This window comes from Thermoplasma volcanium GSS1, assembly GCF_000011185.1.
GTDB lineage: Archaea > Thermoplasmatota > Thermoplasmata > Thermoplasmatales > Thermoplasmataceae > Thermoplasma > Thermoplasma volcanium.
This window is the reverse complement of record NC_002689.2, coordinates 526,770-552,036: the sequence shown is the minus strand read 5'-3', so window position 1 is coordinate 552,036 and position 25,267 is coordinate 526,770. Positions and strand designations below refer to the sequence as shown.

The 25,267-nt window shown below is 40.6% G+C and carries 29 protein-coding genes, 1 tRNA gene and 1 other RNA gene; 9 read left to right on the top strand and 22 right to left on the bottom strand.

Annotated elements, in window-relative coordinates; genetic code table 11:
* Window positions 1-13: 13 nt before the first annotated feature.
* From TVG_RS02965 to radB, 8 genes are all read right to left on the bottom strand, one after another.
* Window positions 14-86: transfer RNA gene (locus tag TVG_RS02965), tRNA-Gly, on the bottom strand.
* A gap of 49 nt (window positions 87-135) precedes the next feature.
* A complete protein-coding gene (locus TVG_RS02960) occupies window positions 136-951 on the bottom strand; it encodes a DNA-directed RNA polymerase subunit D (RefSeq protein ID WP_010916823.1) in 816 nt (271 codons plus the stop codon).
* Window positions 952-1,335 carry a 30S ribosomal protein S11 gene (locus tag TVG_RS02955; RefSeq protein ID WP_048054090.1) on the bottom strand — a complete coding sequence of 128 codons (384 nt, stop codon included), beginning with the start codon at window positions 1,333-1,335 and terminating at the stop codon, window positions 952-954. It lies immediately after the preceding gene.
* Complete coding sequence (locus TVG_RS02950; protein WP_010916821.1) at window positions 1,328-1,930, bottom strand: 30S ribosomal protein S4; 603 nt, start codon at window positions 1,928-1,930, stop codon at window positions 1,328-1,330. Before TVG_RS02950 ends, TVG_RS02955 begins: the two co-directional genes overlap by 8 nt.
* A gap of 10 nt (window positions 1,931-1,940) precedes the next feature.
* Window positions 1,941-2,456 (bottom strand): 30S ribosomal protein S13, encoded by a 516-nt coding sequence (locus TVG_RS02945; RefSeq protein WP_010916820.1) that lies wholly within the window; start codon window positions 2,454-2,456, stop codon window positions 1,941-1,943.
* 81 nt (window positions 2,457-2,537) lie between these two features.
* Window positions 2,538-3,785: an MFS transporter gene (locus TVG_RS02940; protein WP_010916819.1), complete on the bottom strand. Its 1,248-nt coding sequence runs from the start codon at window positions 3,783-3,785 to the stop codon at window positions 2,538-2,540.
* Between the two features lie 85 nt (window positions 3,786-3,870).
* Window positions 3,871-4,878 (bottom strand): flap endonuclease-1, encoded by a 1,008-nt coding sequence (fen, locus tag TVG_RS02935; protein WP_010916818.1) that lies wholly within the window; start codon window positions 4,876-4,878, stop codon window positions 3,871-3,873.
* The gene (gene radB / locus TVG_RS02930; protein ID WP_010916817.1) at window positions 4,868-5,569 is read right to left on the bottom strand and encodes a DNA repair and recombination protein RadB; all 702 of its coding nucleotides are present in this window, start codon (window positions 5,567-5,569) and stop codon (window positions 4,868-4,870) included. The genes fen and radB overlap by 11 nt, the downstream gene beginning before the upstream one ends.
* 383 nt (window positions 5,570-5,952) lie before the next feature.
* On the opposite strand from radB, the gene TVG_RS02925 reads away from it, so the two are divergent.
* Window positions 5,953-7,035 carry an aminopeptidase P family protein gene (locus TVG_RS02925; RefSeq protein WP_010916816.1) on the top strand — a complete coding sequence of 361 codons (1,083 nt, stop codon included), beginning with the start codon at window positions 5,953-5,955 and terminating at the stop codon, window positions 7,033-7,035.
* The gene (gene priL / locus TVG_RS02920; protein WP_010916815.1) at window positions 7,032-8,015 is read left to right on the top strand and encodes a DNA primase regulatory subunit PriL; all 984 of its coding nucleotides are present in this window, start codon (window positions 7,032-7,034) and stop codon (window positions 8,013-8,015) included. The genes TVG_RS02925 and priL overlap by 4 nt, the downstream gene beginning before the upstream one ends.
* On the opposite strand, the gene TVG_RS02915 is transcribed toward priL, so the two are convergent.
* Together TVG_RS02915 and TVG_RS02910 are read right to left on the bottom strand one after the other, a co-directional pair.
* Window positions 8,007-8,261 carry a signal recognition particle subunit SRP19/SEC65 family protein gene (locus TVG_RS02915; protein ID WP_010916814.1) on the bottom strand — a complete coding sequence of 85 codons (255 nt, stop codon included), beginning with the start codon at window positions 8,259-8,261 and terminating at the stop codon, window positions 8,007-8,009. The genes priL and TVG_RS02915 overlap by 9 nt on opposite strands.
* A 6-nt stretch (window positions 8,262-8,267) precedes the next feature.
* The gene (locus tag TVG_RS02910) at window positions 8,268-8,651 is read right to left on the bottom strand and encodes a 30S ribosomal protein S8e (RefSeq protein ID WP_010916813.1); all 384 of its coding nucleotides are present in this window, start codon (window positions 8,649-8,651) and stop codon (window positions 8,268-8,270) included.
* 112 nt (window positions 8,652-8,763) lie between these two features.
* Between TVG_RS02910 and TVG_RS02905 the strand changes: the two genes are divergently transcribed.
* A complete protein-coding gene (locus TVG_RS02905) occupies window positions 8,764-9,123 on the top strand; it encodes a NifB/NifX family molybdenum-iron cluster-binding protein (protein WP_010916812.1) in 360 nt (119 codons plus the stop codon).
* Here the strand turns inward: TVG_RS02905 and TVG_RS02900 are convergent.
* From TVG_RS02900 to purS, 3 genes are all read right to left on the bottom strand, one after another.
* Window positions 9,117-9,806 carry a hypothetical protein gene (locus TVG_RS02900; RefSeq protein ID WP_010916811.1) on the bottom strand — a complete coding sequence of 230 codons (690 nt, stop codon included), beginning with the start codon at window positions 9,804-9,806 and terminating at the stop codon, window positions 9,117-9,119. The two genes, TVG_RS02905 and TVG_RS02900, sit on opposite strands and share 7 nt — an antisense overlap.
* Before the next feature lie 232 nt (window positions 9,807-10,038).
* A complete protein-coding gene (locus TVG_RS02895; RefSeq protein ID WP_241760312.1) occupies window positions 10,039-11,763 on the bottom strand; it encodes a DUF2070 family protein in 1,725 nt (574 codons plus the stop codon).
* A 135-nt stretch (window positions 11,764-11,898) separates the two neighbouring features.
* On the bottom strand, window positions 11,899-12,123 hold the full coding sequence (gene purS / locus TVG_RS02890) for a phosphoribosylformylglycinamidine synthase subunit PurS (RefSeq protein ID WP_010916809.1): 225 nt from the start codon (window positions 12,121-12,123) through the stop codon (window positions 11,899-11,901).
* A 100-nt stretch (window positions 12,124-12,223) separates the two neighbouring features.
* Here purS and TVG_RS02885 point away from each other — a divergent pair, with 100 nt between their 5' ends.
* From TVG_RS02885 to TVG_RS02870, 4 genes are read left to right on the top strand one after another with little or no spacing between them, the layout of a single operon-like run.
* Complete coding sequence (locus tag TVG_RS02885) at window positions 12,224-12,559, top strand: tRNA-binding protein (protein WP_010916808.1); 336 nt, start codon at window positions 12,224-12,226, stop codon at window positions 12,557-12,559.
* Between the two features lie 46 nt (window positions 12,560-12,605).
* On the top strand, window positions 12,606-13,568 hold the full coding sequence (locus TVG_RS02880; RefSeq protein WP_010916807.1) for an alpha/beta fold hydrolase: 963 nt from the start codon (window positions 12,606-12,608) through the stop codon (window positions 13,566-13,568).
* 59 nt (window positions 13,569-13,627) lie between these two features.
* Window positions 13,628-13,816 carry a hypothetical protein gene (locus TVG_RS02875; protein ID WP_010916806.1) on the top strand — a complete coding sequence of 63 codons (189 nt, stop codon included), beginning with the start codon at window positions 13,628-13,630 and terminating at the stop codon, window positions 13,814-13,816.
* Between the two features lie 16 nt (window positions 13,817-13,832).
* Window positions 13,833-14,585, top strand: coding sequence for a glycosyltransferase (locus TVG_RS02870; protein ID WP_010916805.1), 753 nt, complete (start codon window positions 13,833-13,835; stop codon window positions 14,583-14,585).
* On the opposite strand, the gene rnpB is transcribed toward TVG_RS02870, so the two are convergent.
* The 7 genes from rnpB to TVG_RS02835 all read right to left on the bottom strand — a co-directional run bounded on the left by rnpB (window position 14,586) and on the right by TVG_RS02835 (window position 22,807).
* Window positions 14,586-14,879: RNase P RNA component (gene rnpB, locus TVG_RS08205), an RNA gene on the bottom strand.
* Window positions 14,880-14,936: 57 nt separating this feature from the next.
* Window positions 14,937-15,839 (bottom strand): ATP-binding cassette domain-containing protein, encoded by a 903-nt coding sequence (locus tag TVG_RS02860; RefSeq protein WP_010916804.1) that lies wholly within the window; start codon window positions 15,837-15,839, stop codon window positions 14,937-14,939.
* Window positions 15,826-16,620: an ABC transporter permease gene (locus TVG_RS02855; protein ID WP_010916803.1), complete on the bottom strand. Its 795-nt coding sequence runs from the start codon at window positions 16,618-16,620 to the stop codon at window positions 15,826-15,828. The genes TVG_RS02860 and TVG_RS02855 overlap by 14 nt, the downstream gene beginning before the upstream one ends.
* Window position 16,621: 1 nt before the next feature.
* Window positions 16,622-17,791, bottom strand: a complete 1,170-nt coding sequence (locus TVG_RS02850) for an extracellular solute-binding protein (protein ID WP_010916802.1) — start codon at window positions 17,789-17,791, stop codon at window positions 16,622-16,624.
* Between the two features lie 24 nt (window positions 17,792-17,815).
* Window positions 17,816-18,442 (bottom strand): isochorismatase family cysteine hydrolase, encoded by a 627-nt coding sequence (locus TVG_RS02845; RefSeq protein ID WP_010916801.1) that lies wholly within the window; start codon window positions 18,440-18,442, stop codon window positions 17,816-17,818.
* A 49-nt stretch (window positions 18,443-18,491) separates the two neighbouring features.
* Entirely contained in the window at window positions 18,492-20,870 is a 2,379-nt protein-coding gene (gyrA, locus tag TVG_RS02840) for a DNA gyrase subunit A (RefSeq protein ID WP_010916800.1), read from the bottom strand.
* 11 nt (window positions 20,871-20,881) lie between these two features.
* Window positions 20,882-22,807 carry a DNA topoisomerase subunit B gene (locus TVG_RS02835; protein ID WP_010916799.1) on the bottom strand — a complete coding sequence of 642 codons (1,926 nt, stop codon included), beginning with the start codon at window positions 22,805-22,807 and terminating at the stop codon, window positions 20,882-20,884.
* 134 nt (window positions 22,808-22,941) lie between these two features.
* Here TVG_RS02835 and TVG_RS02830 point away from each other — a divergent pair, with 134 nt between their 5' ends.
* Both TVG_RS02830 and TVG_RS02825 read left to right on the top strand, forming a co-directional pair.
* Window positions 22,942-23,184 carry a hypothetical protein gene (locus TVG_RS02830; RefSeq protein ID WP_010916798.1) on the top strand — a complete coding sequence of 81 codons (243 nt, stop codon included), beginning with the start codon at window positions 22,942-22,944 and terminating at the stop codon, window positions 23,182-23,184.
* Between the two features lie 174 nt (window positions 23,185-23,358).
* A complete protein-coding gene (locus tag TVG_RS02825; protein ID WP_010916797.1) occupies window positions 23,359-23,889 on the top strand; it encodes a 50S ribosomal protein L16 in 531 nt (176 codons plus the stop codon).
* A gap of 37 nt (window positions 23,890-23,926) precedes the next feature.
* On the opposite strand, the gene speB is transcribed toward TVG_RS02825, so the two are convergent.
* Together speB and TVG_RS02815 are read right to left on the bottom strand one after the other, a co-directional pair.
* The gene (speB, locus tag TVG_RS02820; protein ID WP_010916796.1) at window positions 23,927-24,838 is read right to left on the bottom strand and encodes an agmatinase; all 912 of its coding nucleotides are present in this window, start codon (window positions 24,836-24,838) and stop codon (window positions 23,927-23,929) included.
* Window positions 24,796-25,185, bottom strand: coding sequence for a translation initiation factor IF-5A (locus TVG_RS02815; RefSeq protein WP_010916795.1), 390 nt, complete (start codon window positions 25,183-25,185; stop codon window positions 24,796-24,798). The genes speB and TVG_RS02815 overlap by 43 nt, the downstream gene beginning before the upstream one ends.
* Between the last annotated feature and the right edge of the window lie 82 nt (window positions 25,186-25,267).

Sequence of the window (25,267 nt, the reverse complement as noted above, 5' to 3'; positions counted from 1 at the left end):
TATAAGTAAACTATGCGGATGTCGGGATTTGAACCCGAGGCACGAGCTTGGCAAGCTCGCGTGTTGCCAGGCTACACCACACCCGCACTTAAGTTCGAGATAATTTCGGCATTAAAATACTTTTTGAGTCAAGCATCACTCTGATAGACTTTCGACTAGTATGCCCCAACGATCCATCAGCCTGTTTAACGCGTAAGAGAGCGTCTCTTCAGCAGTAAGAGAACCATCTGTCTCAAAATGGAATATGAATCTAGAATCGTCTTCCTTAATCTGTACGCCATCGCTCTCGAAGAGAATCGACAAATCGTTGCAGCCGTAATCATCTGTGAACACTATCGTATTTTCATCCTCTGATAGCACTGACTTCGGACAGCGTTCTTTGATCTTCGCCCAGTCCTCGAATAATTTCTTATTAACTTCAAATTCTCTATGGTACTTGTACGCTACACCAGACGTTACCTGCCATTTGGCATGTTCTTTTGCGGTTCCGAGGATCGCCTCTGCGGTTATGAGTATAGCTTGCTTTGCCCCTAGCTTAACTATAGGTATATCGGGGTCTACCGGAACAAGATCCGGATGGCTTATAGCCTGTATATCCCCTGACATGACTGAAGCCGGCCCAATCTTGTTTATGGAATACGTTACAGTACATAGAGAACAACCTTTGCCGCCACAGCTACATTGATCCCTGAAATTCAATGAAAGATCAGTCTTAAGTGGTATCAAGCCAAGGCGATGAGCAACCATTTCATCGAAGAGGGGTAATGATGAGTCATACACATTGCCCTCAGCATCCCTAATCTCGCCGTGGTGGAAAGTTACATTCTCTATTGCAAGCTTAGGTATATCATTTATAAGCGTTCTTCTCAAGGCGTTTGCTTGGGATGGTGTAATACCATCGATCTCGAAACTCATATATTTATCTGAAAGCTTGAATATTTTAACTTCCATCTAAACCCTTCTCCCTCTCTTTCCACCCTTCTTCTTAGTTCCATCGTGTGGAATAGGAGTTACCTCTTCAATCCTTACTATCTTCAGGCCTGCCCTCGAAAGGGCCCTTATTGCTGCTTGAGCACCTGGGCCGGGGATTTTAGATTTATTGCCTCCTGGAGCTCTTACCTTTATGATCAGATCAGTTATTTCATGCTCTTTTAAAGTCTCGGATACCATATCGGCAGCCTTCATGGCAGCGTAAGGGCTAGCCTGATCCCTATCGTTTTTTACAACCATGCCGCCAGATACCATTGCTATTGTCTCAGCGCCAGTTGGATCAGTCACGTGTATTATTGTATTATTCTGTGATGCGTATATATGTGCAATTCCCGTTTTATTCATCCTGTTCACCTCCATCTTCGCTTGCAGCGGCTTCCTTTTCCGCTTCCTCCTTCACCCTCTCAGCTGGAGACAAAAGAGCCTGCCTTATTGGATGCAGTTCGTTAGCAATAGGGGAGTTCTCATAGTATGCTATCGTATCTTCATACTGGGCCTCTACAAGCATACCTGGAACAGTTACCCTCCTACCATTGACCGTAATATGCCCATGAGTTATAAGCTGCCTCGCCTGTTTCTCACTTAAAGCTAAATTTTTCTTAAAAACAATGGTCTGAAGCCTGCGATCTAATATGTTCTCCACTGTAAGCGACAGTACGTCATCTAAAGTGGCTTTATCTGACAAAATCTTATATCGGCTTAACCTTTTTATCATCCTTTCAAGCTGCTTCTGCGCATTGGCATCGCTTGCTCTGAGCCTAGCTCTCAGGTATCTTGCTTGCGACCTTATGGAGGATAGCATGGCCTCGCTCCTCCAAATTTCTCTTTTGTTTTTCAAGCCGTACTTTACCAGTATCTTATTCTCTTCATCTATCCTGTCCTTCTCCCAAGGATGCCTTGGAGTAGAATATTTCTTGTGGTGGAATTTTGGGTCTCCCATGATATCACCTTTACTCTTTCTTCCTCACTACACCAATGCTTAAGCCTCTCCTGCCGTTGGAGCGCGTCCTTTGACCCCTGACCTTTTTACCTTTTTCGTGACGTATTCCCTTGTAAGACCGTATCTTCTTCATCAGGTTTATATCTTCCTGAACCTGTACATCCAGATCAGTGGTTACAAGGTTAAGATTCTTGCCAGTTACAGGCTCCCTGCGGTGATTCAGAAGCCAGTCCGGAAGATCGTACTCCTTGTTTTCCACATACTCCTTCAGTTTCTCTATTTCATCCTCCTTCAGTTCCCCTATTTTCTTGGTCGGCTGAAGGTTTAACCTTTCCGCTATCGCGTAGCCCAGCCTGAGACCTATCCCCTTCAGATCCGAAAGGGCAAGAGGAATTGGGCGTTCTCCATTCAGGTCCTTGTTGGCTATCCTGACTATGTATTGGAAATCTTTGTTTTCATCTTTTTTAGCTGCAGGCTTAGCAGCCTCCTTATCACTTTTAACATTGTTTGCTGATGCCTTTCCCATTAGATCATCCTGTTCGTTCGATATATATTATCGTCATATTAATCTTACTAAAAATATGTGACAATTCCGTCGTGATCGAGATTATAACGGAGAGCCACTCTTAAGCTCCGCTGACCTCTTCACGCCGGGTATTAGTGGAATGAAGAATGCAGATATAACGCCGAATATGATCATAATCCACATAACGCTTGTCAACGTAAAATGCAGATTCAGGAAAATTGACATTACTGCGATGCCTATACCGCCCCCTACAGTGTTACCGAGACCCCATACGAGTCCGTTGGCAGTCGTGCTTATGTTATTTGGGACTATCTGGTTTACATACCCCATTAATACTGGAAATCCAGTGAAAGCCATAAAAACGAATGCTGCATAAGTCACAGTATCTAGAACTGCATTGTCCCCAGAAAGCATAAAGAATATGAAGAACAACGTTGATAATATCGTTGTAATTGATATCGACCACTTACCTCCGTATTTTTCAGTTAGCCTCCCGAATACCGGCTGCCCTATAACAGCAGTAAGAAAACTTATCGTAAGAATATAACTCATCAGTATTTCAGATTTTACGCGATCCAATACAAATTGTGATATGTAAGTGGTAGTACCGGTAAGAAACATCGCCCTTATGAATATCATAGCAACTATTATAGCAAGAACTCCCCTGTACCTTAAGTAGGTTTCTTTGTTTGCTGCAGAACTTGCCTCTCTGGATCTGTTAGGTATTTCACGCTTTTTAAGAAAAGACAGGCCAGCATATATAACGACTCCTGCAACAAACATGTATGTGCCTGCTACGAAGAGAGCATAAGCCTTACCAACAAGCAGTATGAGCGGTACCAATATGACAGGCAAAGCTGATCTACCTATACTTCCAAACGCCCCATTTATTCCTAAAGCTGATGCTGCTCTTTCTCCATAAGTAACGTTAAGTATGGAACCGCCTAGCGGATGATAAAAGGCTTGCCCTATGCCTAGAAATATTACGGCTATCAGCATGATCCATATTACGAAAGAAGCTGAAAGGAATGAAAAACCGAAGAGAAACAGTGAAACACCAAGTATAAAGATGCCTAGCATCATCAAACCGCGGTATGCCCTTGTCTTGTCTGCATAACGCCCTATAGGAGTACTTAGGAATCCGCTTATTATGTTATATATAATTGCTATTGCTCCAAGCAAAGCCAAGCTTATTCCAAAATACCTATGGTAATACGTGATCAACACAGAAAACAGGAGTATATTAAAGTCATTTGTAAAGTGGCCTAAGGAAGTAAATGTTAAAGCTTTAATTCTCTCCGGTCTTCCAAACTTCATAGAGCTTTCCATTGGAATTACACCTCCTTACCGATAAGTTATTTACATATTTAAACCTTATCAACATCATGCTAATTAAATTAGGATAATGCTAATATCAGAAACTATCAAGCCGGAACTGGACAGACTTATTATAATACTTTACGTATGTATTGATATGTTCAAGTATCCTATCCCTTGAAAAGTCATGAACAACGCATAGGAACTCTTCAATCTTTTTTGGGTCTGGTTTTCCAAATACGTACTTGACGTCAACAACGGGCGGGTTCTTGAAGAAGTCTATGATCTCGTCCAAATTTTCTATATTTTTACCAATCTTGTTTAACACTGCCTTTATATTCCCTTCCTTTTTAATTAGGGCGAGGGCTTTTTTAGCCCCTATGCCTTTTATACCTTCATTGAAATCCGTTCCCACCAAAATTCCTATTTCGATTAACTGATCCTGGTTTATTCCATTCTTTTTCAGTACTTCGTCGAGCATCACGTATTCAGGATAAACCGTTCTATAAACGTTCTTCCGCGGTACCTTCCTCCTGCCATAGATAGCAAAATTTCGAAGTATTTTCTTGGCGCCAAAGAGTAGGCAATCGTAATCTTGAGATATCACACCATCTGCATCCTTCCTAGTCATATAGGATGCCTGGGCCTCTCCCTCGGATGGCGCATCAACGTAAGGTATGCCCATGTAAGTTAAAAGTTCCTTCGTGTCATTCACGATCTGCGGCGTAATATAGTTTATTCTAGAATAGTACTGCTTTAAGTTTTCCTCTCCCCGAGAAATAGCCTCTTCTAGTTCAGCCTTGGCCTTTTCCTTTGCTAGCTGCCTAATCTCAAGCGTCCTATTTTTTAAAGGGCTGGGCTTTCCATCGAATACGAAAATTGGTTTAATGCCGTTTTCGACCAGGTTAACGGTTCTATAAAAAATGCCATAGAGGTGGGATGTTACGTTTCCACTAGAATCCATGAGCGGAGTCCCATCGTACTGCCTGACGTTGCTCAGAAGTTGGTAAAGAATATTGTAGGTATCTATAGCGAATACTTGGTTAGCCTGATCCTTTAGACTAGTCTGGTGAGATACAACTATGTCAGAAATATCAGTTCCCATTCTTCACCTCGCATGATATGCCATCCTGTACTATACGGAATTCTACCGAATTTCCCTCCTTTACAGAACGGTGTTTCATGACTGTCATTTTTCTCCTTCCATCGGGAAGCCTTTCCAGTCTGTATATGGCTTTCATAATGTGATCTACCACATAGCCTCCGAACGGAAGGATGTCGCCATTGGCTATGTCCTGATATATTTGATTAGTTATAAGAACAGGAATTTTCCTCTTGGCTGCTATGCTCGACAGCAAAGAAAGCTGCCTCTGGAAATCTATCACCCTTGATTGGTTATCTCCTGTCCTTTCTAGTCTAAAAAACTCAGAAAATGAATCTAAAATAAATAATCCATATGACGCATCCTTCTCGATGATCTTTGAAAACTTTGTTATTGCTACTTCTTGATCATCGAGTGAGAATACTCTGATTACCTTTAATTTTGAATTATCAGCTTTGCATATGGAAAGAAATCTCTCAGACGAAAACCCCTCTGAATCTATAAATACAACTTTTTTCCCAAGCCTCAAAGCAGAGCAGGCAGCAAGCATACACACGTTAGATTTTCCTGACCCACCTTCTCCAAATATTTCGGTTATAATGCCGGCTTCAAGGCCACCGTTGGTTAGGCCGTCTATGCAGGCCACCCCTAAAGGTAATTTCTCAATTTTTTCCTGCAGTGAAATTTCCTCCATCAATATTCATATAATTACTTGGTATATTTTTATTTCTTATCGATGGGATAGGCAAATCTTGATCGATCCCTTTAATCGGTACATCTCCAAACGTCCCAGGCTGTTCCATACAAACTTATAAATGCACTTAATTTATGATATCCGTTATGCCCGCCAAGACGTGATATCAATAAATAGTATATCTAGGCTTTAGACAGCTGAAATAGCAGAACTACGATGTAGTCTCTGCTAACGAACGTAAGGATAAGCAAATGTATGCATGTTTTTAATAGGTAAACTCAAAACGATAGTTCTCAAGCCATATTTTCAAACCTTTTTAACGTATCCTTATGTAGCGTTAAGGGTACAGCAAACTGTTATATCCATTCTTAAAATGGGGTGTTATGATTTTTGATAAGATTTTTGAATACGCTAGAGAAGCTGATACGGTTCTCATCTACAATGCTGGAGAGCAAAACCGGGATCCAACTTTTACTTATATTACTCAAACAACTAAGGGGATATTCGAAGGATCAGCATTAATTGTAAAAAAGGATAAGGCTACCATAGTAACCTCGCAACTTGAGGAAGAAGCAGCCAGATCAACGGGAATGGATGTTTACATTTTCAAAAATGGAACAGAATTTCAAAACATCCTTCGCGACTTGCTAAAGGATGTCAACACAGTGGGTCTTAATTATAACTCGTTGTCGCTCTCATCCTACAAGATGTTCTTGAGGATAATACCAGATAAGGAATTTCTTGATGTTTCAGCAAGTATCCTAGAGGCAAGGAAGGTAAAGAACGAGGAGGAATTAAAGAAACTCAAGGAGGCAGCAAAGATTGGAAGTGAAATACTGCCAGACGTACTCAATGATCTAAAGGAAGGTGTAACCGAGTATGAGGTTGCGTCTAAGATAGTTTATTACATGATGAGGAACGGTGCGTCTGGCCCCTCTTTTGATACTATTGTGGCATTCGGCCAAAATGCCTCCATGCCCCACTATTCACCTGGGAAAGCAAAACTCAAGAAAGGAGATTTCGTTCTAATGGACTACGGTGCAAAATATGAAGGCTACTGTTCTGACATAACAAGAACAGTGGTTTTTGGAAAAGCTAGCGAAGAACAGAAAGAAATGTATTATACTGTAAAGAAGGCCCAAGAAGCCGGAATGAACGCTATTCGTAGTGGAGCAAACGGCAAAGACGTAGATGCCGCAGCAAGAAACGTAATCGATTCAACGAAGTACAAAGGCAGATTCATACATAGCCTAGGACATGGCGTTGGCCTCGAAGTGCATGACCATCCTGCACTTTCACCTAGCTTAGATCTCCCGTTAAAGGAAAGTATGGTTGTTACTGTCGAACCCGGCGTATACGTTCCTGGCGTAGGTGGAGTAAGAATCGAAGACGACGTTGTAGTTAAGAAAGATGGATTCGAAAAGATAACTTCTGCACCAACATACGAACTAATTGAGGTTTCATGAGATTCCCACCTCTTTTATTCTTCCAGGATTCCGAGGCCGTGAAGAGAATAGCAAATTCTGTTAGAGGGACAAAGGACGACGATGCTGAGATCAAAGATCATTCCATGCGATTTATCCGAAATGCCATATCTGGCGACCAGCAGAAAGAAATTCTCAACGTGGATATGCTGAGGTATATAGCATGGGTTTTAGTAGCATTAAATGAAAACATAGTGACCGCTAGAACAGTGATAAGAGAGCGGGATGCCGTTGAAGATGCTTTAAAAAATCAGCAGCCTGAAGATATTGAAAATTTCGCAGATGACCTAAAAATAAACATGAAATATAACCGGGATCTTGAAAGATTCGAAATTGGCGTATTCGACTTTGTAAAATATGCAAGTAGAGTGACTGGATCCCAGTACAGGCTCTCAAATCAAAGTGTAATAAAAGGCATAGTATATTGCCAGAAAGATGTGGCAATTAAGATTCTAAGAGAATCTTTTGTTTCGAATATGTTTAAGGTAATTGATTCTATAGATCAAACAACCGCATCGCCCGTCTTGTCCGATCAAACTGATTCAATAAATGAGCTTCGTGAGTTTTACAAAAAATCCGTTTATGCAAAGCTCACTATCGGCAGAGGCAATACAAAAGCGTTTCCTCCGTGCATGAAAGAGATAATAAGGAATCTTCATGAAGGCATAAACGTACCGCATATGGGAAGGCTAGCTATTGCAAGTTTCCTACATAAAGTTGGCTATACAGAAGATGAGATAGTTGAATATTTCAGGAATGCGCCTGACTTCGATGAATCTATAACAAGATACCAAATAAAGCACCTATCGGGGGAAATTTCCGGAGTAGAGTATTCCCCCCCAAAATGTGAGACGATGCGATCAAACCATCTCTGTTTTATGGATGATGACAAACTATGCCATCAGGATTGGATGAAGCATCCGCTGACCTATTACGAAGTCAAAAGCAGGAGACTAGGATAATTTCTTCTCTATCAGTTTGAGTATGCTGGTTTTCTTCAAATTAGAATCTAACACATACATCTTACTGGGTTGCCATGGAACTCTCGGATATCTACATTCTCTAACTTCGTAGGATATACGTGCCTCCTCCAGAATAGATCTGAGCCTTTCCTCGGTAAAATTCTGCAATATCTTTTTTGGAAGGCGCCTCCCTTTGGATCTTGGGAGGTCCTTGTTAAAATACTGGAGGTACAAGGCACAGCGCATCGATCATCAGTTTAAGAGTTTTGCGTTTATTACGCCATCCTGCCCTGGACGTGAAGTAACAATAGCTTCTCCGATTTCTGTCGATATTATTGTTCCCTTATTTATTATATTCCTCTGGACGTAATGGCTGTTTGCAGGATTTTCTTTTACCGTTATTATCTTTACTTTCTTTATCTTCTTTTCGTGGATATCGTACACATTCGCTGTATCTGCTGTGAAGAGGATGGCTTTAGAATTTCCTCCCATCGTCCTTATTACCTTCCTCTCAACTTTTGTCCCAAGCTTCGTGAGCGTTGGCTCCCTCCCGAGCTCAAATCTTCTCTTTTTCTTAGCCTGCTTTAGGTTACCTCCAGTCGGTTTCTTTCCTGATTTACCTTGAAATATAGTCATAGATCCACCTTTTTCCCTTATCTCATACCCTATTATTATAGTTATTCATAGATATCAATAAATTGATATCTAATTATCGATATCCTTTTAAACTTGCTATACATACAAGGTTATGAAAATTGCAGTTGCTGTATCGGATAATAAGGTCGGCGGCCCTGGGGAATCTCAGTATGTTTACATATACGATGTAAAGGACGGCAATGCTGATCTGCTAGAAAAATATGAGAATCCGGCTATGCACGCATACAGAGCTAAAGGCTTGCAAATGTTGGCTTCCGCAATAAGTAGAGGTGTAGATGCCATAATACTAAGCGAACTTGGACGGCCAGGATACAGCTATTTGAAGGACCGCATCAAGGTTTACATAACTCCAGAAGTAGAAGTCGAACGAGCTATTAAGGATGTGATAAATGGGCGTATACCAGTAGCTACTGCGCCTACGCATGAGCACGGCATGCATGAGCATCAGTGATCAAGAATAATAGCAGAATTTCTCTTTTCCAATATTCTTGCTATGTCCTCAGAAAGGTATACAAGATCATTAGCGTGTAAAATATAATTCCTATCAGCTTGTGCTATAGGTGGCAAATCCTGCGTTATCATAACTAACACATCCTTTTTCTCTATTTCTTTCTTTTCGGTTTGTGCCTGATCCTTAATGGGTTTCTCTTGTGAGGTAGGGTTGCTTGGTTCACTAATAACCATCGGCTTCTCAACTTCAGTAGTAGTGGTCTGATCCTGGTTTTCTTCTACAGCTATATCCTTTAACGTTGGTAGGAAGCTATCATATTCGCTCATTATTAAGTTGTGTATCTTCTCTATGAACCCTCTTTCCTCTTCAGTCAGGACAGATATTATCTCGCTGTTTATATCATATATAGCCTTCGATACTATCTTTTCGTATCTTCTTTGAAAAAATGACCTAAAATCAGACTTTATGGTCTCTATAAGCCTCGTAGTCTTCATGTACTCTTGTATATCCTGCTTCTTAAGTTGCTGATCTGCCTCTACTTGAAGCTCTTTTATGACTTCTCGTACCCTGCGATATAACGCCTGATCTATTGCCATTATTTTCCTATGGCTTTGCTCCGCGTACATCGCACTTCTGAGATCGGATATGAGCCTCTCAATATCTGCAACCTTTATCCTAATCACCCACTAATATACCAATAGTGCATTCTATACGTAAATGGTAATGCTGTAATAGACTCTTTATGATCTAGGTTTTCATCTTATACATAATTTCTAACAATATATTTCTTCCCCTCGATTACCAAATTTTGTTTATTTTGACCTTATTTTTACAATTTTCGTAGAAATAAATATATGGGCTCAGCTAGTTTAATGTTAAGTCGAAATAAAGAAATTAAGGCTTTGGCTTCAAGCGTTAAATAAACCTAAATACCAGAAATGAAGCGGCTATAGCTGCAGGTATGGTATATAAAGCCGTATACTTAGCCGTCTTAACGGAACTAAACACGGTTGATACAAGGTTCTGGAAGTTATTCTTTTCTCCCATCCTAACTAGGGCATATTCAGTCCCCATGGCAATCTGCACATCTTCTACATCCTCCTTGGCCCTTTTAACTGTGTCCGCAATTATATCAGATATTTCTTCTATTGAACCGCGCGATCCCAATGGAAAAACGTCAAGAACGCTAGCGTTAACGTAATGGTTGTCCGTAGTATATATTTCTAAGTTGGAAACAACGTTTTTTACCTTTTCGCGGGATTTCCCAATTAGTTCTGTGGTTACATTGTTGGAATCTGTTAACACTACAGCATCAAACCTATCAGCGGTCTGGAATACAATGGCCTGTATACCAAGTTCTGCGAGACCAGGTACTTCACGGTAACTTCTAGCGTAACCTACCCTTGCAGGGTACTTAGGATCGTTTCTTAGAAATTCCCTTTCGAAAGCCTTTATCGTAGTAGAACAATTCTTTAGCTCTGGAGCTTTTTTCGTAAAATTATTCTGTGCATCTATAACAGCGAAGTCATCCGCACCACTTTTCTTCAAGTGTGAAATCACCTTAAGGCCCTCCTCTAGCGATACATCATCAAATGGAGTCTTCTCGGGTACAATTGCACCAAATCCAAAGTTACCAAAGCGCTGCAGATAAACTACGTATTTTCCAGCCACCACTTTCCTAGCTCTTGATATGCGGTCAGTAAAAATCATCTTTTGTGATGCAGCTCTTATGGCAGCCGCTATATTGTCTATGTCTTCATCCCCACGGCAGTTGTTATCATTGCTTGTTGTAGTATGAAACACCATTAGATCGCCAAATTCAGGCAACCTTTGTGAAAGCCTAGCAGGCAAATTGCTACTTCCTAGAGTTCCAAATGGGCCAGGGTGTATGTATGGAAATACCATTGTTACCTTTATGTCACCATTCTTCTTCCTAACCTGTATTATTTTTACAGGTATTTTGCGCTCAATTCTGTATATATGATCGAAAAAGTGCTTTACTGAAATATTTGATTCCAATCTTTTTCCTGAATTTAAGAAAAATTCAAGAATTTTTGATGGCGATGCTTTGTATTTTTTTACGAAGCTGTTTGTTGACCTTCGAATCAAGAAATAAGCGCTTAATGCATAAATAAGCGATGACAGGATAAATGGTACCACGAGAATATATTGGTTCTTAAAGAAAAATAAGAAAACCAAAAGCATAGAGTACACATAATTCATTGACGGTATTAGTTCCTTTATACTATCATTTGGATAAAACACATAGAATATGAGGAACCTAAAAAGCGTGGTCGATGAAACCGCCAGCAGCAACGAAACATCGATATCTCTATATGCATGAATAACGAACAAAATCCAGAAGAACACACTCCATATAACCAAAGAGACAAAGTTCAGGTAGGCGCTCCTTTTAACTGGGAATATTATTCGACTAAATTTTGAAAAAATCACGTCAAGAAATATGGCTAGAAGATAAGTGCCTACAACTAGGCTTACAGAGATGTATATATTCTTGAGTATTAAATAATCAAGCGCTGCTATCGTTGCTATCGGAAATATGAAGTACTTGTAATTGACTGATTTCTTGACGAATACGGAAAGATCGTCTATGCTTCTTGAGCTTTTTTGAGTGTTCAACAATAGGATAACCGAAACCAGTATTTCTTTTTTTATGATGTGGGTATCATTTTTACTTGGAATTAATTCTACAAGTAAATTATTGATTAGTAATAATTTTGTTGCAGTATAGCAACTTGGTGATACGAATTTAGGTTATCCAAGCTTCTCTACCTTATATGAGTGTATAACGGGATTAGAGAGTATCTTATCGGCTACCTGTTTAACTTCCTCCTCGTTCCCTGCATCAAAATAGTAAACCTTTGAAATGGATACATTGCTTATTTCGTGATATCCAAGTATATTTAAGTTTTTTAACAGCGTCAAAGCCTCAGGGTCTTCTACGCCTGGCTTGTAGGAAACTTCGACTTTAAACTTCATATTAAGGTATAACTAGAAGATATTAAATTATGCTACATCGTTATTCTAATTTTCAATAATATTTTTTTAATTCGTCCGTTACATTCTACAGGTGAATCGATTGAAAGAAAGAACTGATTACGAAACCTTTCAAAAACTAGACATAAGGATAGGCAGGATCATTTCAGTAGATTCTTTTCCGGAAGCTAGGAAACCAGCCTATAAGCTAAAGATATATTTCGGAGACGACATCGGTATATTGAACTCTTCTGCTCAGATAACTAACTACAAACCTGAAGACCTCTTAGGCCGATTAGTTGTTGCTGTAGTAAACTTTCCTCCAAAAAGAGTGGCAAACTTTATTTCACAGGTACTAGTTCTCGGATCCATAACGAAGGATGGGGTAAAATTGTTATCGGTTGACGAAGGCGCTGTTCCGGGGGATTATGTTGCATAGATCGAGAATAGCATAAATTAATCTATGATAATATGTTAAATGCTATATGCTGAATATCACGGAGGATGAGATAGATTCTATATCGCTGCTGAATAATCCACTTAAAGATCCCTCAAAAAGATCCATTATAATAATCGATCATAGTAGAAACGATCGATCGCCTATTCTGATTGGATTGCAAGGCTTCTTTGGTACTAACAGAAGCTTTATGAACCGATACTTCAATAAAGTTGATTTCATTTCAGTACTAGAAAAAATCGCTGAAAAAGCCGAAAATGACGGCTTCATAATAGCACTGCCTGATACAATGACTTCACTTTATGGGAACCAGTACATAAATTCACCAGCGGTTGGAAACTATGAAGATTTTATTGTATCTGATGTGTTAGAGTATTTGTTTAAACGTTATGGAAAAAGGCCTGTTGGGCTCTTTGGAAAATCTTCTGGAGGTTTCGGGGCCTATACGCTTGCAGTAAGGCATCCAGACAAAATATCTGGCTTTGTCGACGTAGCCGGGGATTCCGGATTTGAATATTGCTATCTCCCAGATTTTCCAGCCGCAATCAAATATTTTAGAAGATACGGTGTTTTAGAATGGTACACCTATGTGAAGAGCAAAATGAACATGTCGCCAGAAGACATGAAAGTCGTGAATGTCCTTGCAATGTCTGCTTTTTACAGTCCCGATCAGGAAGCAGAGATGGGTATCGGACTCCCATTTGATACAAGGACTGGGCTTCTGAAATATGACGTGTGGGATAAGTGGAGGCGTCTCGATCCGGCATTCAATATATCGAACAATATCGACGTCCTTAAGGATATGGCTGTGTTTATGCAGGTCGGCTCAAGGGATGACTTTCACATAGATATCGGAATGGAAGCAATGCACAATTTTTTGGAGAAAAATGGAATAGTCCACTTCTTCGAAACCTACGACGAAACACACTTCGACCTTGACTACTTATATCTTAAGTCGCTGCCGCTTTTGATAGAGTTGATCTCAGATTAATGTTTAATTTAAACATACGAAAAAAGAAAATTAATTAGAGTAGATAGTATCTTAATACGATGGACAAAATTTGTGACGTCGTAGAATGCAGCAATGAAAGATTTAAAACTGTGCCTGCGGAGCTAGCAAAAAAGGTATTTTCCCTCAAAACCGACAAAACTAAAGTACATTTATGCAAGGAACACTACAAGGAGTACAAGAAAAAGACAAAGGAAGAAAGAGACGTAGATCGCGCCGACTGGATTTAAATCAATTTCGTGTGCCATGGATGAAGAAGGGGCGTCTGTTGTAATAACAATTAAGAATGAAGCCAAAAATATACAGAAATTGCTTGACAGCCTATTCAACAATGATTACGAACATTTCGAGGTCGTTGTAGTAGATGATATGAGCAATGATGGCACCGAGGGCATCGTGAAGAAATACGACAAAGTAAAGTACATAAGGACAAGGTGTTCCAGGGGCGAAGGCAGAAATATAGGCGCTATGAATTCTTCATTTGAAAACATACTTTTCACGGATGGCGACGCTATAGTTTCAAATGGCTGGATAGGCGGCATGGTTTCCGTATTAAACAACGGATTCGAAATTGCAATAGGAAAGACAGTATATACCGGAAAGAAAAGGTACATACAGGATAGAGTAAAGATCTATTTCAATGGCATAGAAATTACTGCTCCTTCAGTAAATTTGGCATATAAAAAGAGAGCTTTTTTCAGCCTAGGTGGATTCGACAAGAGATTTGTTACAGCTGAGGACATAGATCTTAACCTCCGTGCTGCTATGTCCGGATTCAAATTTGGATTCTGCAATGAATGCGTAGTCTATGCTAAAGTAAGAGATAGCTTTATATCGTTTCTTAAGCAAGCTTTTTGGAATGGCTACGGAAGGGCGCAGCTCGAGGAAAAACACCCGGGAATGCTTAAAAAGACGGATATAAGGTTAGGCCACAACTTCTATGATTTTATGCACATGTCTGCAGGGGCTGCAGGTTACCTGTTATATAAGTTAAGATGAGAATCCACGGAGTAAGCCCCCTTCTGTTCACCCTTTCGGGCTGGCAACATTCGACTAGTCGTCTCACCCGGCCCTAACGGCAGCTTCACAGGGCCATTTTAGACTTTCTCCACCCAGGAAGGCTTCCCATCGGATCTCCCAGAAACGTCTCCCCTTCGAGTTCATCCTTTACTGGGAACCGTTGATTTCTTTTGCCTTTACCATTCCTCTCGGAACACTGGCTTGCGCCAACTGGGCCCTGCCGAGGAGGGGGGACTTTCCTCACCTTACGGCGTCAGTTGCCCTCGTGCTTTCTCATCTGCTGTTTCCAGCAGGTATGAATTATATTCAAACTTTTAACCTTATGCAATCTTATAATAAAGAAGAGGCGATACTAAGTTCTCTAGCTTTAGACAAGTCAAATCTAACGCTATGGGCATCGAAGGATGAACGGACGAAGTACTGATCGCCATCTATATCGACAACACAGAGATAGTAATCGCCCTCTTTCACGCACCTAGATGAATAACCGTCTTGAGCTGGGATTACTGATGATATTCCAACTTTGTAGTACTTGTCGTCAATTTTTATTATATCTCTGTAGTCAATTAGTGAGTTCCCTTCGTAAGTTTGGAGATCATCGATTGATCGTACGCTTTCGATTATAGTTCCATTGTACATAATTGATAAGGTATCAAAACCAAGTTCTAGATCCCTTGAATTGTGCGTTACATAAATATAATCTATTTCGTATCTATCTATAAGATCTAGGAGATTCGATATAAGCGACATTCTAGACCTTTCGTCCTGCATAGAGAAGGGTTCATCCATGAGCAGGATCCTTGGCATAGAGACAATAGCCCTGGCTACTGCAACCCTTTGCTGCTGACCACCAGAAAGCTGATATATGTTTCGTTCCAATAGATCCTCAAGGTGCATTACTTTTACGACCTCCTTGAATATTTCTGGATCTCCCTGCCCATATTTTATGGAGATCGCGATATTATCCATGACCTTATATTGCGGAAAGAGCAGTAAATTCTGGGGGATATACGCAATGTGACGCTTCCAAGGAGGCATATTCGTGATGTCATTTCCGTCAATATCGATCCTTCCAGATATCGGATCAATCAACCCGGCAATAGTCTTTAGGAACGTTGATTTTCCTGATCCATTTTCACCCATTATGAAGTTGTGCCTTCCCGAAAGCGAAAGCTCCTTGATGCTAAGCTGGAACTTTCCTATCTGCACCTTCAAGCCTTTAATACCTAACATGATAGCTCTCTACCATCTTGAATATGCCAGTAACTGCAATCCCAGTAATTATGAGTATGGCCGACGAAGCTGCTGCTGGACCCAACCCATATCCAAGCCATTGCGAATATATAAATACGCCTGCTAGTTTTACGAAGCTAGGAAATATGTAGTATGCTACAATTAGTATTGCTCCGACCTCTGATACAGATCGAGCCCATGAAAGGAGGAAACCTTTCATCATTGGCCTAAGCAGCAAACGCATTGATATTATAACGAAACTCAGTGTTTCCCCCAATCCAAGCGTCTTAGCCACGTTCTCGTACTCCATAACATCCTTCTGGTATGCAATGCCTATCTCTCTTATGGAATAAGCAGAAGATAAAAAGAAGAGGGTAATGATCACAGCAAAGAGTGTCCCATCAAATGAATATCCAGGAATATATTTAGCAAGCAAATGGCCAATTGGCATGGTCGGCTCGAAGGTTATAAGCATAATTATTCCAACCACGCTGTGCGGTATCATTATAGGGATCTCGACTAGGCTATCAGCGGCTTTGTAAGCGGGGCCCGTATGCCTGGAAATAACATACGAATACGGCAGGGAAAAGAGAACAGCAAGAAAAGCTACAACACCGCATATGGCGTAGGTGTACTCTATGCTCGGCAATATGCCTGAAGAAAGATCAGCTGTTATCTCGCCAATTGAAGAATAGGTAAGCGCCCTTATTATTGGCACGAGTATTATCAATATGTAAAGCAAAAATATTGGGAAAAATAGATAAATTATTTTAGACTTCATTTCACTCGTAGGCTGAAACCGGCAGATAACTAGGTGGCGGAGTCACAACCGCCTGAAGCTGTTTCGGCATGTTCGATATATTAATGCCGAATGGCTGAGACAACGGGTCGAATCTGCTCATGGCAAGGTAATGCTGGCCCATTTGAGTTATGAGATCGTATACGTATTGTACCGCGTATGGGCTTGTGTAGTTATTTATTATTGTCACGCTATACAATATAGGTGCTCCAGGGAGATTGCCCACGTTGTCCCACGCTGGACCGCTTTCATTTATTTGTTCGTAAAATTGATCTATAGTTTTGTTAAGACTGCCAAGGTTTATCCAAATAGGAAGGCCATTTCCGCCAGTCGCGCTCTTATAGTAGGATAGGTTCTGGTTAATAGCCTGTGAAACATATGTTAGAGCGTAATCAGCAGCACCAGAAGTTAAGTATCCATCCAAACCTATCTCAACGGTTGTCAGTTTTGTCGTATGGTTTAGATACTTTGAAATGAAGATCTGATGGTATAGGGCAAGAGAATCGTTAGCTTTGTAGCCAAGTTTCTCGAACCAAGTGTTGTATGCTTTGTTGTATTGTAAAAATAAGCTTTCGTTATGGTTGAATGCCATTTGTACGAAAGGATCGCTCCAGTTCGTATAGAGGATCCCTGCTAGTTTCATGGTCTCTATAGCCTGGAAACCGCTCGGGTCTAAGGAAGCGTTTGAGGCGGCGACTATAGTACTATTTTTGGTTATGTTCTCAAACCAGTAGGGCCAAGAAGGATTTATTGCGTATTTGGAGTTTGTCCAGGTGATGGCCATCTCATTGGCAGAAAAGACGATCTGCCAACTTGCATAATGCGTGTTATTTATAAGGTTCTGGTAGAGTACAGGTGCAGAGGCAGATACAAAAACACTATACTGTTTTCCGGCTTGGACTTCTTTGGCACCTGAGATCGAACCAGAAAACGTCATGCCTACTTTTATCCCAGTTAAGTTATTAAATTCTGGGTTAAAATCGTTGCCTAATGCATATTTCAAAGAACCTGCAGCGAATGTATTGAGCTCCTTGGATTGCTGTATTGGTGCCGTAAATCTACCAGCGGCAAATCCAACAACCAAACCAATAACCAAGAGTATAACGGCAATTGACAGCCATTTCCCGCCGGAAGGAGTAAAAGAAGGTTGCATGTCGTTGAGATAAAAAAGAAATGTTTAAATTTTTGCTGTGTCCCATGCTGACATAAGATCTTCTGATTTTATGGTTATAGCCTGAGTAGCGAGAATTTTCAGAGCGGCTTCGTGCATGTCTTTGTTAGGCGAAGAAACACCATCTTGTATAACTACAGGGTAAAATCCTCTATTCCCTGCAGACCTCGCTGATGATTCTATTCCAAATTCTGTCGCTATGCCTGTGAACAGTATTGTATCTATTCCAGCATTGCGCAACATCAACTCCACATTCGTTCCGATGAATAGGTCTGCTGTGTTCTTATTTATAACGATATCGCCCTGTTCTGGCGCGAGCTCTGAATATATTTCGGCTTCCGGTGACCCAGGTTCCATAAATCTTACTTTATCCGGATCACTTACACCGTATCTCTTCATCATGGAGTATAGGCGATAGCCGGATTCAAAACCTGGAGGCATTGGAGTTATTTTTGTGTAGATAACCTTGACACCTTTTTTTCTCGCTGACTGTATAACATTTTTTACAACGCCTAAGAATTCATTTTTATTAAATATAGAATTCACAAGCCCATTCTGTACGTCCCATGCTACTAATACAGTATGTGAAGGTTCAACTATCTCTTTCAATTCACGATAAAGTCTTGCAACCATAGCTTAAAATGATTTCTTAGTATATATATTGCACTAAACTATTTTCAACTCAAAACACAGCTACTGCCATTATGCGATCTCCATCTTCTAAATCGATCAGCTTCACTCCCGATGTAACGCGCGATGTCTCTGGTATTTCGGAGGCTTTTATCCTTATAGTTTTCTCGTTCATGGATACGATAATTACTTCATCGTCTTCCTTAACTGGAATTGCCTGGCTGATCTTTCCAGTGCGCTCAGTGTCCCTATATACTAGCACCCCACCCGATCCGCGGTGGTGTACAGGAAACTCCGATAAGTTTGTTCTCTTTCCGAAGCCTTTCTCCGATATGCTAAGTATATCTTGGCCTTCCTTAACTACGAACGCTGTAACAACATAATCTTCTTCGCCTAGTCTCATTGATCGCACACCCATAGATGATCGCCCTGTCTCTCTAACCTCAGAGGTGTTAAAGACCGAACCCTTACCCTTGGAGGAAAGTACAAACATGTTCGTATCTGTATCAATCGTAGACGCAGAGACTAGTTCATCGTCACCATCCAATGTAATTATTTTAAGCCCAGAACTTTTTGCATCAAAGACAGGATCTGCAGGCGTCTTCTTAACAAATCCATTTCTTGTCACTAGTACGAGATGTTCGCCTCTGTCAGCGGGTGCTTTCATTACCTCAGTCACTCTTTCATTCTGCTGAAGTTTGAGGAATGCTCCAGCTGAAACACCAAGCGAGGTTCTGCTCTTCTTTGGTATTTCGTACGCCTTAATCTTGAAAACTCTTCCGCCACTGGTGAAGAAATATATAGTATCGTGTGAGAAGCAGTGTATAATGCTTTTCACGGTATCGGATATCTTCATAGATGTGTTGACGCCTTTTCCTCCCCTACGCTGAGATCTATATTCGTCGATAGGCACTCTTTTAACGAGGCCTCCGTAACTCAACATTATAACAGATTCTTCGTTTGGAATTAGGTCTTCAGTCGATCTCTCTCCTATCTCCTTGAATTTGATCTTTGTCCTACGCTTATCCCCATACCTCTTCTTTATTTCGTCGATTTCACCTTCCAGGACTTCGATCCTCTTCTGTTCGCTTTCTATTATTTCTTTTAGATCGGCTATCTCCTTTTCTATGCTTTTCAGTTCGTTCACTACACTCTCTCTTTCCATGTGTACTAATCTCTGCAGCCTCATCTCAAGAATAGCTTTTACTTGCCTATCATTAAGATTAAAAGTTTTCTTGAGTGTTTCAGAAGCCTTCTGCACATCATCCGAACCTCTCACAATTTCTACGACTCTGTCTATGTTGTCTATAGCTGTTAATACGCCTGAAAGTACATCGTGCCTTTCATTCTTCTTCTCAAGCCTATATCGTGACCTTTTAAGAATTACATCTAGCCGATGATCTATGAATTGGTCTAAAAGCTGCTTCAAGTTAAGAAGCTTTGGCTGATTTCCGACAAGTACTAGGTTTATTATGCCTATGGTCGTCTCTAGATCTGTATGTTCGTATAATTGATTCATAACTAATGGCTTAAGATCTTCGTCCCTAACTCTTATGACTATTCGTATACCGTTCCTGTCACTCTCATCTTTTATGTCTGTTATATCCTTAATAATGCCATTCTTTGCCAGGTTGGCTATTGATTCTACCAATACTGACTTATTCACACCATACGGCAAGCTTTTTATTATGATCCTACGTTCTTCAGAGGTATCAACTTCACCTTGCACGATTACCTTTCCCTTTCCTGTCCTATAAGCTTCAATCAGATCCTTGCTGTAAAATACTATTCCCCCGCCTGGGAAGTCAGGCCCTTTAACGATCTTTAGGAGATCGTCAACGCTGCATGATCTATTCCTTAGCTCGTATTTAATGGCATCACTTATCTCCGATAAATTGTGGGGCACCATGTTCGTTGCCATACCCACAGCTATGCCCGAGCTTCCATTTACTAGAAGGTTTGGAACCTTTGAAGGAAGGTATTCAGGCTCAGGCAGGGTTCCGTCAAAATTTAACCGGAAGTTAACTGTTTCCTCATCAATATCTTCCATCATATCTTCCGCAAACTGAGTTAACCTGGCTTCTGTATACCTCATCGCCGCCGGAGAGTCCCCATCTATGGAACCAAAGTTGCCTTGTCCATCTACAAGCGGATACCTAAGGGAAAAATCCTGTGCCATTCTTACTAGTGCATCGTATATAGCCATATCCCCATGCGGATGGTACTTTCCCATGGTTTCTCCAACTATCCTTGCACACTTTTTGTACGGCTTATCATGTGTAACGTTCAATTCCCGCATAGCATACAGGACACGCCTTTGGACAGGCTTAAGGCCGTCCCTAGCGTCCGGTATTGCTCTGCTCACGATAACACTCATTGCGTACTCTAAGTACGACTTTTTTATCTCAACTTCTACTGGCCTCTTCTCCATAAAAAAACACCTTACAGATCTATGTTCTCAGCATAAACCGCATTTTCTTCGATGAATCTTCTCCTTGGCTCAACTTTTTCGCCCATAAGTATTGAAAATATGCGTTCTGCTTCTTCAGCATCTTGTATCGTTACTTGAACCAGCTTTCTAGTCTTCGGATTCATGGTGGTATCCCAAAGCTGCTCTGGATTCATTTCACCTAATCCTTTGAATCGTTGTATTATTGCGTTTGGACCGAATTCTATGCTCAGCTTATCCTTCTCTTCCTCCGTATAAACGTACCTAACATCTTGCCCCTTCTGTATCCTGTACAATGGTGGTTCGGCAAAGTAGACGTTTCCGTTTTCTATTAACGACCTGGCATAACGGAAGAAGAACGTTAGCAACAGAGTTCTTATGTGAGCACCGTCTACATCTGCATCAGTCATTATTATTATCTTCCCATATCTCAACTTCCTAGGATTTATGTCTTCCTTTACTCCGGTGCCGATCGCAACTACAAGATCCTTTATTATTTCGTTTTCGACAACCTTCATGTCTGATGCTTTTTCTACATTGAGTATTTTTCCCCTCAAAGGCAGAACAGCCTGATATTGCCTATTCCTTGCCTGCTTTGCAGAGCCTCCAGCTGAATCTCCTTCTACAATGTAAAGTTCAGTATTGTTTGGATCATTTGAAGAACAATCAGCAAGCTTTCCCGGAAGCCCTCCGCCTTCAAGTGCAGATTTCCTCCTAACAAGCTCCTTCGCTTTCCTAGAAGCTTCCCTTGCTGCAGCTGCCGACAACACTCTAGACAATATTAAATCAGCTATATGCGGATTTGTTTCAAGGAATGTTTTCACGAATTTTGATGTAATAGACTGTACTATTCCTCTAACCTTGCTGTTGCCAAGCTTAGCTTTAGTTTGACCCTCGAACTGTGGGTCCTGCATTTTAATGTGGAGTACGGCTATTACACCTTCTTTTACATCATCGCCTGTTATGTCGTCTACACCCTTTATTTTACCATTAGATCTGGCATAATCCTGTATTGCCCTCGAAAGGCCTTGATGAAAACCGGCCACATGAGTGCCCCCCTCAGGTGTACTTATATTGTTCACGTACGATTGGAGTATTTCCTGAACATCGGTGGTGTAAGTAAAAGCAAATTCAACGATGTAGTGATCTACCTCTTCCCTCCAATACAGAGGGTCAACTATAAGGTTCTTCCCTTCGGAAAGATGCTTTACTAGTTCGACGATGCCACCTTCGTAATGCAGAGTCTCCAAAGATCCTGTCCTTTCATCTTCAAGCGTGATCGTAAGCTGCGGATTAAGATATGCCAGGTCAGTAACCCTTGCAAGTATAGTTTCCTTTGAAAATTCAGTTGTCTCAAATATTTCAGGATCAGGATAAAATTTTATTATTGTACCGTGCCCTGGATATTTAATATCTATTCCAAATTTCTCAAGAACAGATTTGTCTTCAACGGTCTTAAGGCCTTCCTTTGGTATGCCCTTTTCAAACACTTCGTAGTATATGTGCCCATCCCTCTTCACTACTGCGATCAGTTTTGACGAGAGAGCATTGACAACATGAACGCCTACTCCATGGAGCCCGCCAGTTATTTTATATACTTTCTTATCGAATTTTGCACCACTGTGCAGTTCTGTGAGTACTATTTCTAGCCCTGGTCTGTTATATTTAGGATGTATGTCTACAGGTATGCCCCTTCCATCATCCTCAACTAGGACAGATCCATCTTTTCCTATCTTAACATAAATGTTGGAACAAAATCCAGCTACCGATTCATCTACGCTATTGTCCACAACCTCGTATACTAAGTGATGTAAGCCTCTTGTATCGGTTGAACCTATATACATTCCAGGCACTTTTCTTACAGCTTTCAACCCTTCAAGTATTTGTATTTGGGATGAGTCGTAGTTATCGTCTGTCATATCCTCTCCATATTGGTCAAAGACATATAACGTTAGCGCTCGAAAACTTAAAATTTCACAAATTGCAGAAATAAATAGTTTGTAAATTATAATTTTTACTTTACAGTTAAATACTACGCAAGAATTATTGTACTATGCAGATTGAAGATCAGAGGAATATAACGTGTGGCGGTGATCCCTTCAATTATTTGAAGAGTACTTTGAAGGGCCTATCATTTCAGTTAGAGCCTGGACAAGACGTTAAGCTAATAGTCCTTAAAGAAAAATTCCCATTTGACCGCAGCGTATACGATGGGTTGGCAAGGACGTCAAAATTTAAATTGATAGACGTTCAGGAGGAGAATGGAGAAGTTTCTATAATACTGAGAAGAACTTGAATTTACAAGGGAAATTTGTCTTTATTACCAGGTATACTATTTAATTTTACCGTAAAATAAGCTTTAGTTTTAATATTCAAATTCAGAGTGCAATTTCACTATGGTAAAGCATATTCAATTTGAAAGTGACACAAGTTTAAATATATGCCATTAATATGAGAAAAAGGTGTATTTATGGTAACAAAGCCAGCAAGAATGTATACACGTATTACCGGTCCTGCATATACTAGGAAGGAATTCATGGGAGGTGTCCCCTATCCAAAAATAACTACCTTCGTGCAAGGAAATCAGAAAAGAGACTTTCCAATAGAAATGCAGCTAATTGCCATGGAATCCTGCCAGGTTAGACATACAGCTCTGGAGGCTGCCAGGGTTTCAGTAAATAGGAGGATGACAGAAGCTGCTGGCCTCGATAATTTCTATCTTAAGGTTGTTCCTTATCCTCACCACGTATTAAGAGAGCATAAGATGGCTACTGGGGCAGGAGCTGACCGTATATCAAGCGGAATGAGGGCTGCGTTCGGAAGACCTGTAGGCACGGCAGCGAGAGTTTACCAGAACGATGTTATAATGATAGGCAGAACTGACGAAGCGCATGCCCACGAGTTGAAAATTGCTCTCAAAAAGGCAGCTATAAAACTACCTACGCCTTGTAAAGTTGTTATAACAAAAGGAAAAGAGATAGCTGGGGCAATTGGTGTTTAATTTTTACTTATTTACTTCTATAGAATAATTTTATTAATTAAATGTGTTCTTTATAGTATTTTTCTCTACTTGCTATGAAAACCTGTAGTAATTTTGCGGCAAGCATAGATGTATTTCCGTTATCGTATAGCGGTGAGAATTCAACTATATCGAAACCAACAGCTTTGTAAGAAAGCCGTTCAATAAGGCGCCGTACATCTGTATCAGCAAGGCCAAATGGTTCAGGAGTACCTACAGCTGGTGCGTATGCAGGATCTATGCCGTCCATGTCTACGGATATATACACCCTTCTACTCTTCCTATCAACTTCTTCTATATACTTATCGATACCGTTCTTCTTAACATCAAAGGATGAAATAAAGGATACCTTCCTAAAATCTGGATCTTCAAATTCTTCCCTAGAAACAGATCTTATCCCTATAGAAGTAATCCTTCCTTCTCCCAACAGATCCAATGCTCTTCGAGTTACGCATGCATGGTTGTATTTGTTGCCCATATACGATGATCTGAAATCCGAATGCGCATCCACAATAACAAGATCCACATCTTTAGGAAGAGCCCTTACTGCACCAACGGTTATTGAGTGCTCTCCGCCTAGCATTATTGGTATTTTTCCATCGCTCATCACAGCAGAAACCACACTTTCAACTGTATCTATCACATACTCTACGTCTTCCGATTCTTCCATATCCCCTAGATCCGCCATGCCAGATGCTAGGAGATCGATCCCATAGGAATATTCGTATGATTCCAAGTTCACGTATGCTCCTCTTATAGAATCCGGTGCATACTTTGATCCACGTCTATAGCTAGACGTATTATCAAATGGGATTCCAAATACAACGTATTTTGCTTCCTCATAGCCGTTTACAGCATCCGCTATCTTTTTAAGGCTAAAAATAGATCTTAATTCTGAAGCATGATCTTTCTCACGCCCATTGCCTCCCAATACGGCACCTCCATTCCCGGCTTAACTTTGTCAGCTATTTCTGGATCAAGCGGGAGCACGAATGTTTCGAAAGTTTCGGAATCCATAAGCTGAGCTTCGTTGTTCATCACAGATAGCACCTGCGCATTCTTTTTTTCTATTATAGGTATCTTCACTTTATGCTTCACTGGATATACAACACTCCGTTTCTGATTATCGAATACCCCAATGGCCACGATTCTACCCTTTGCTTCGCCGTGTTTACCTGGTTTAGACATCGTTATTTCAACTATTTTGCAAGGTACATCATCTATGAGTATGTATCTGCCAACTTTAAGTTCTCTAACTTCTGCTTCTTGCCAGCTCATTAATATCTGCTCGTAATTTTATTACCCTTTAAATACTTTCCTTAGGATCTAGCAAACCAAGATGCGAATTTTGATTGAGATT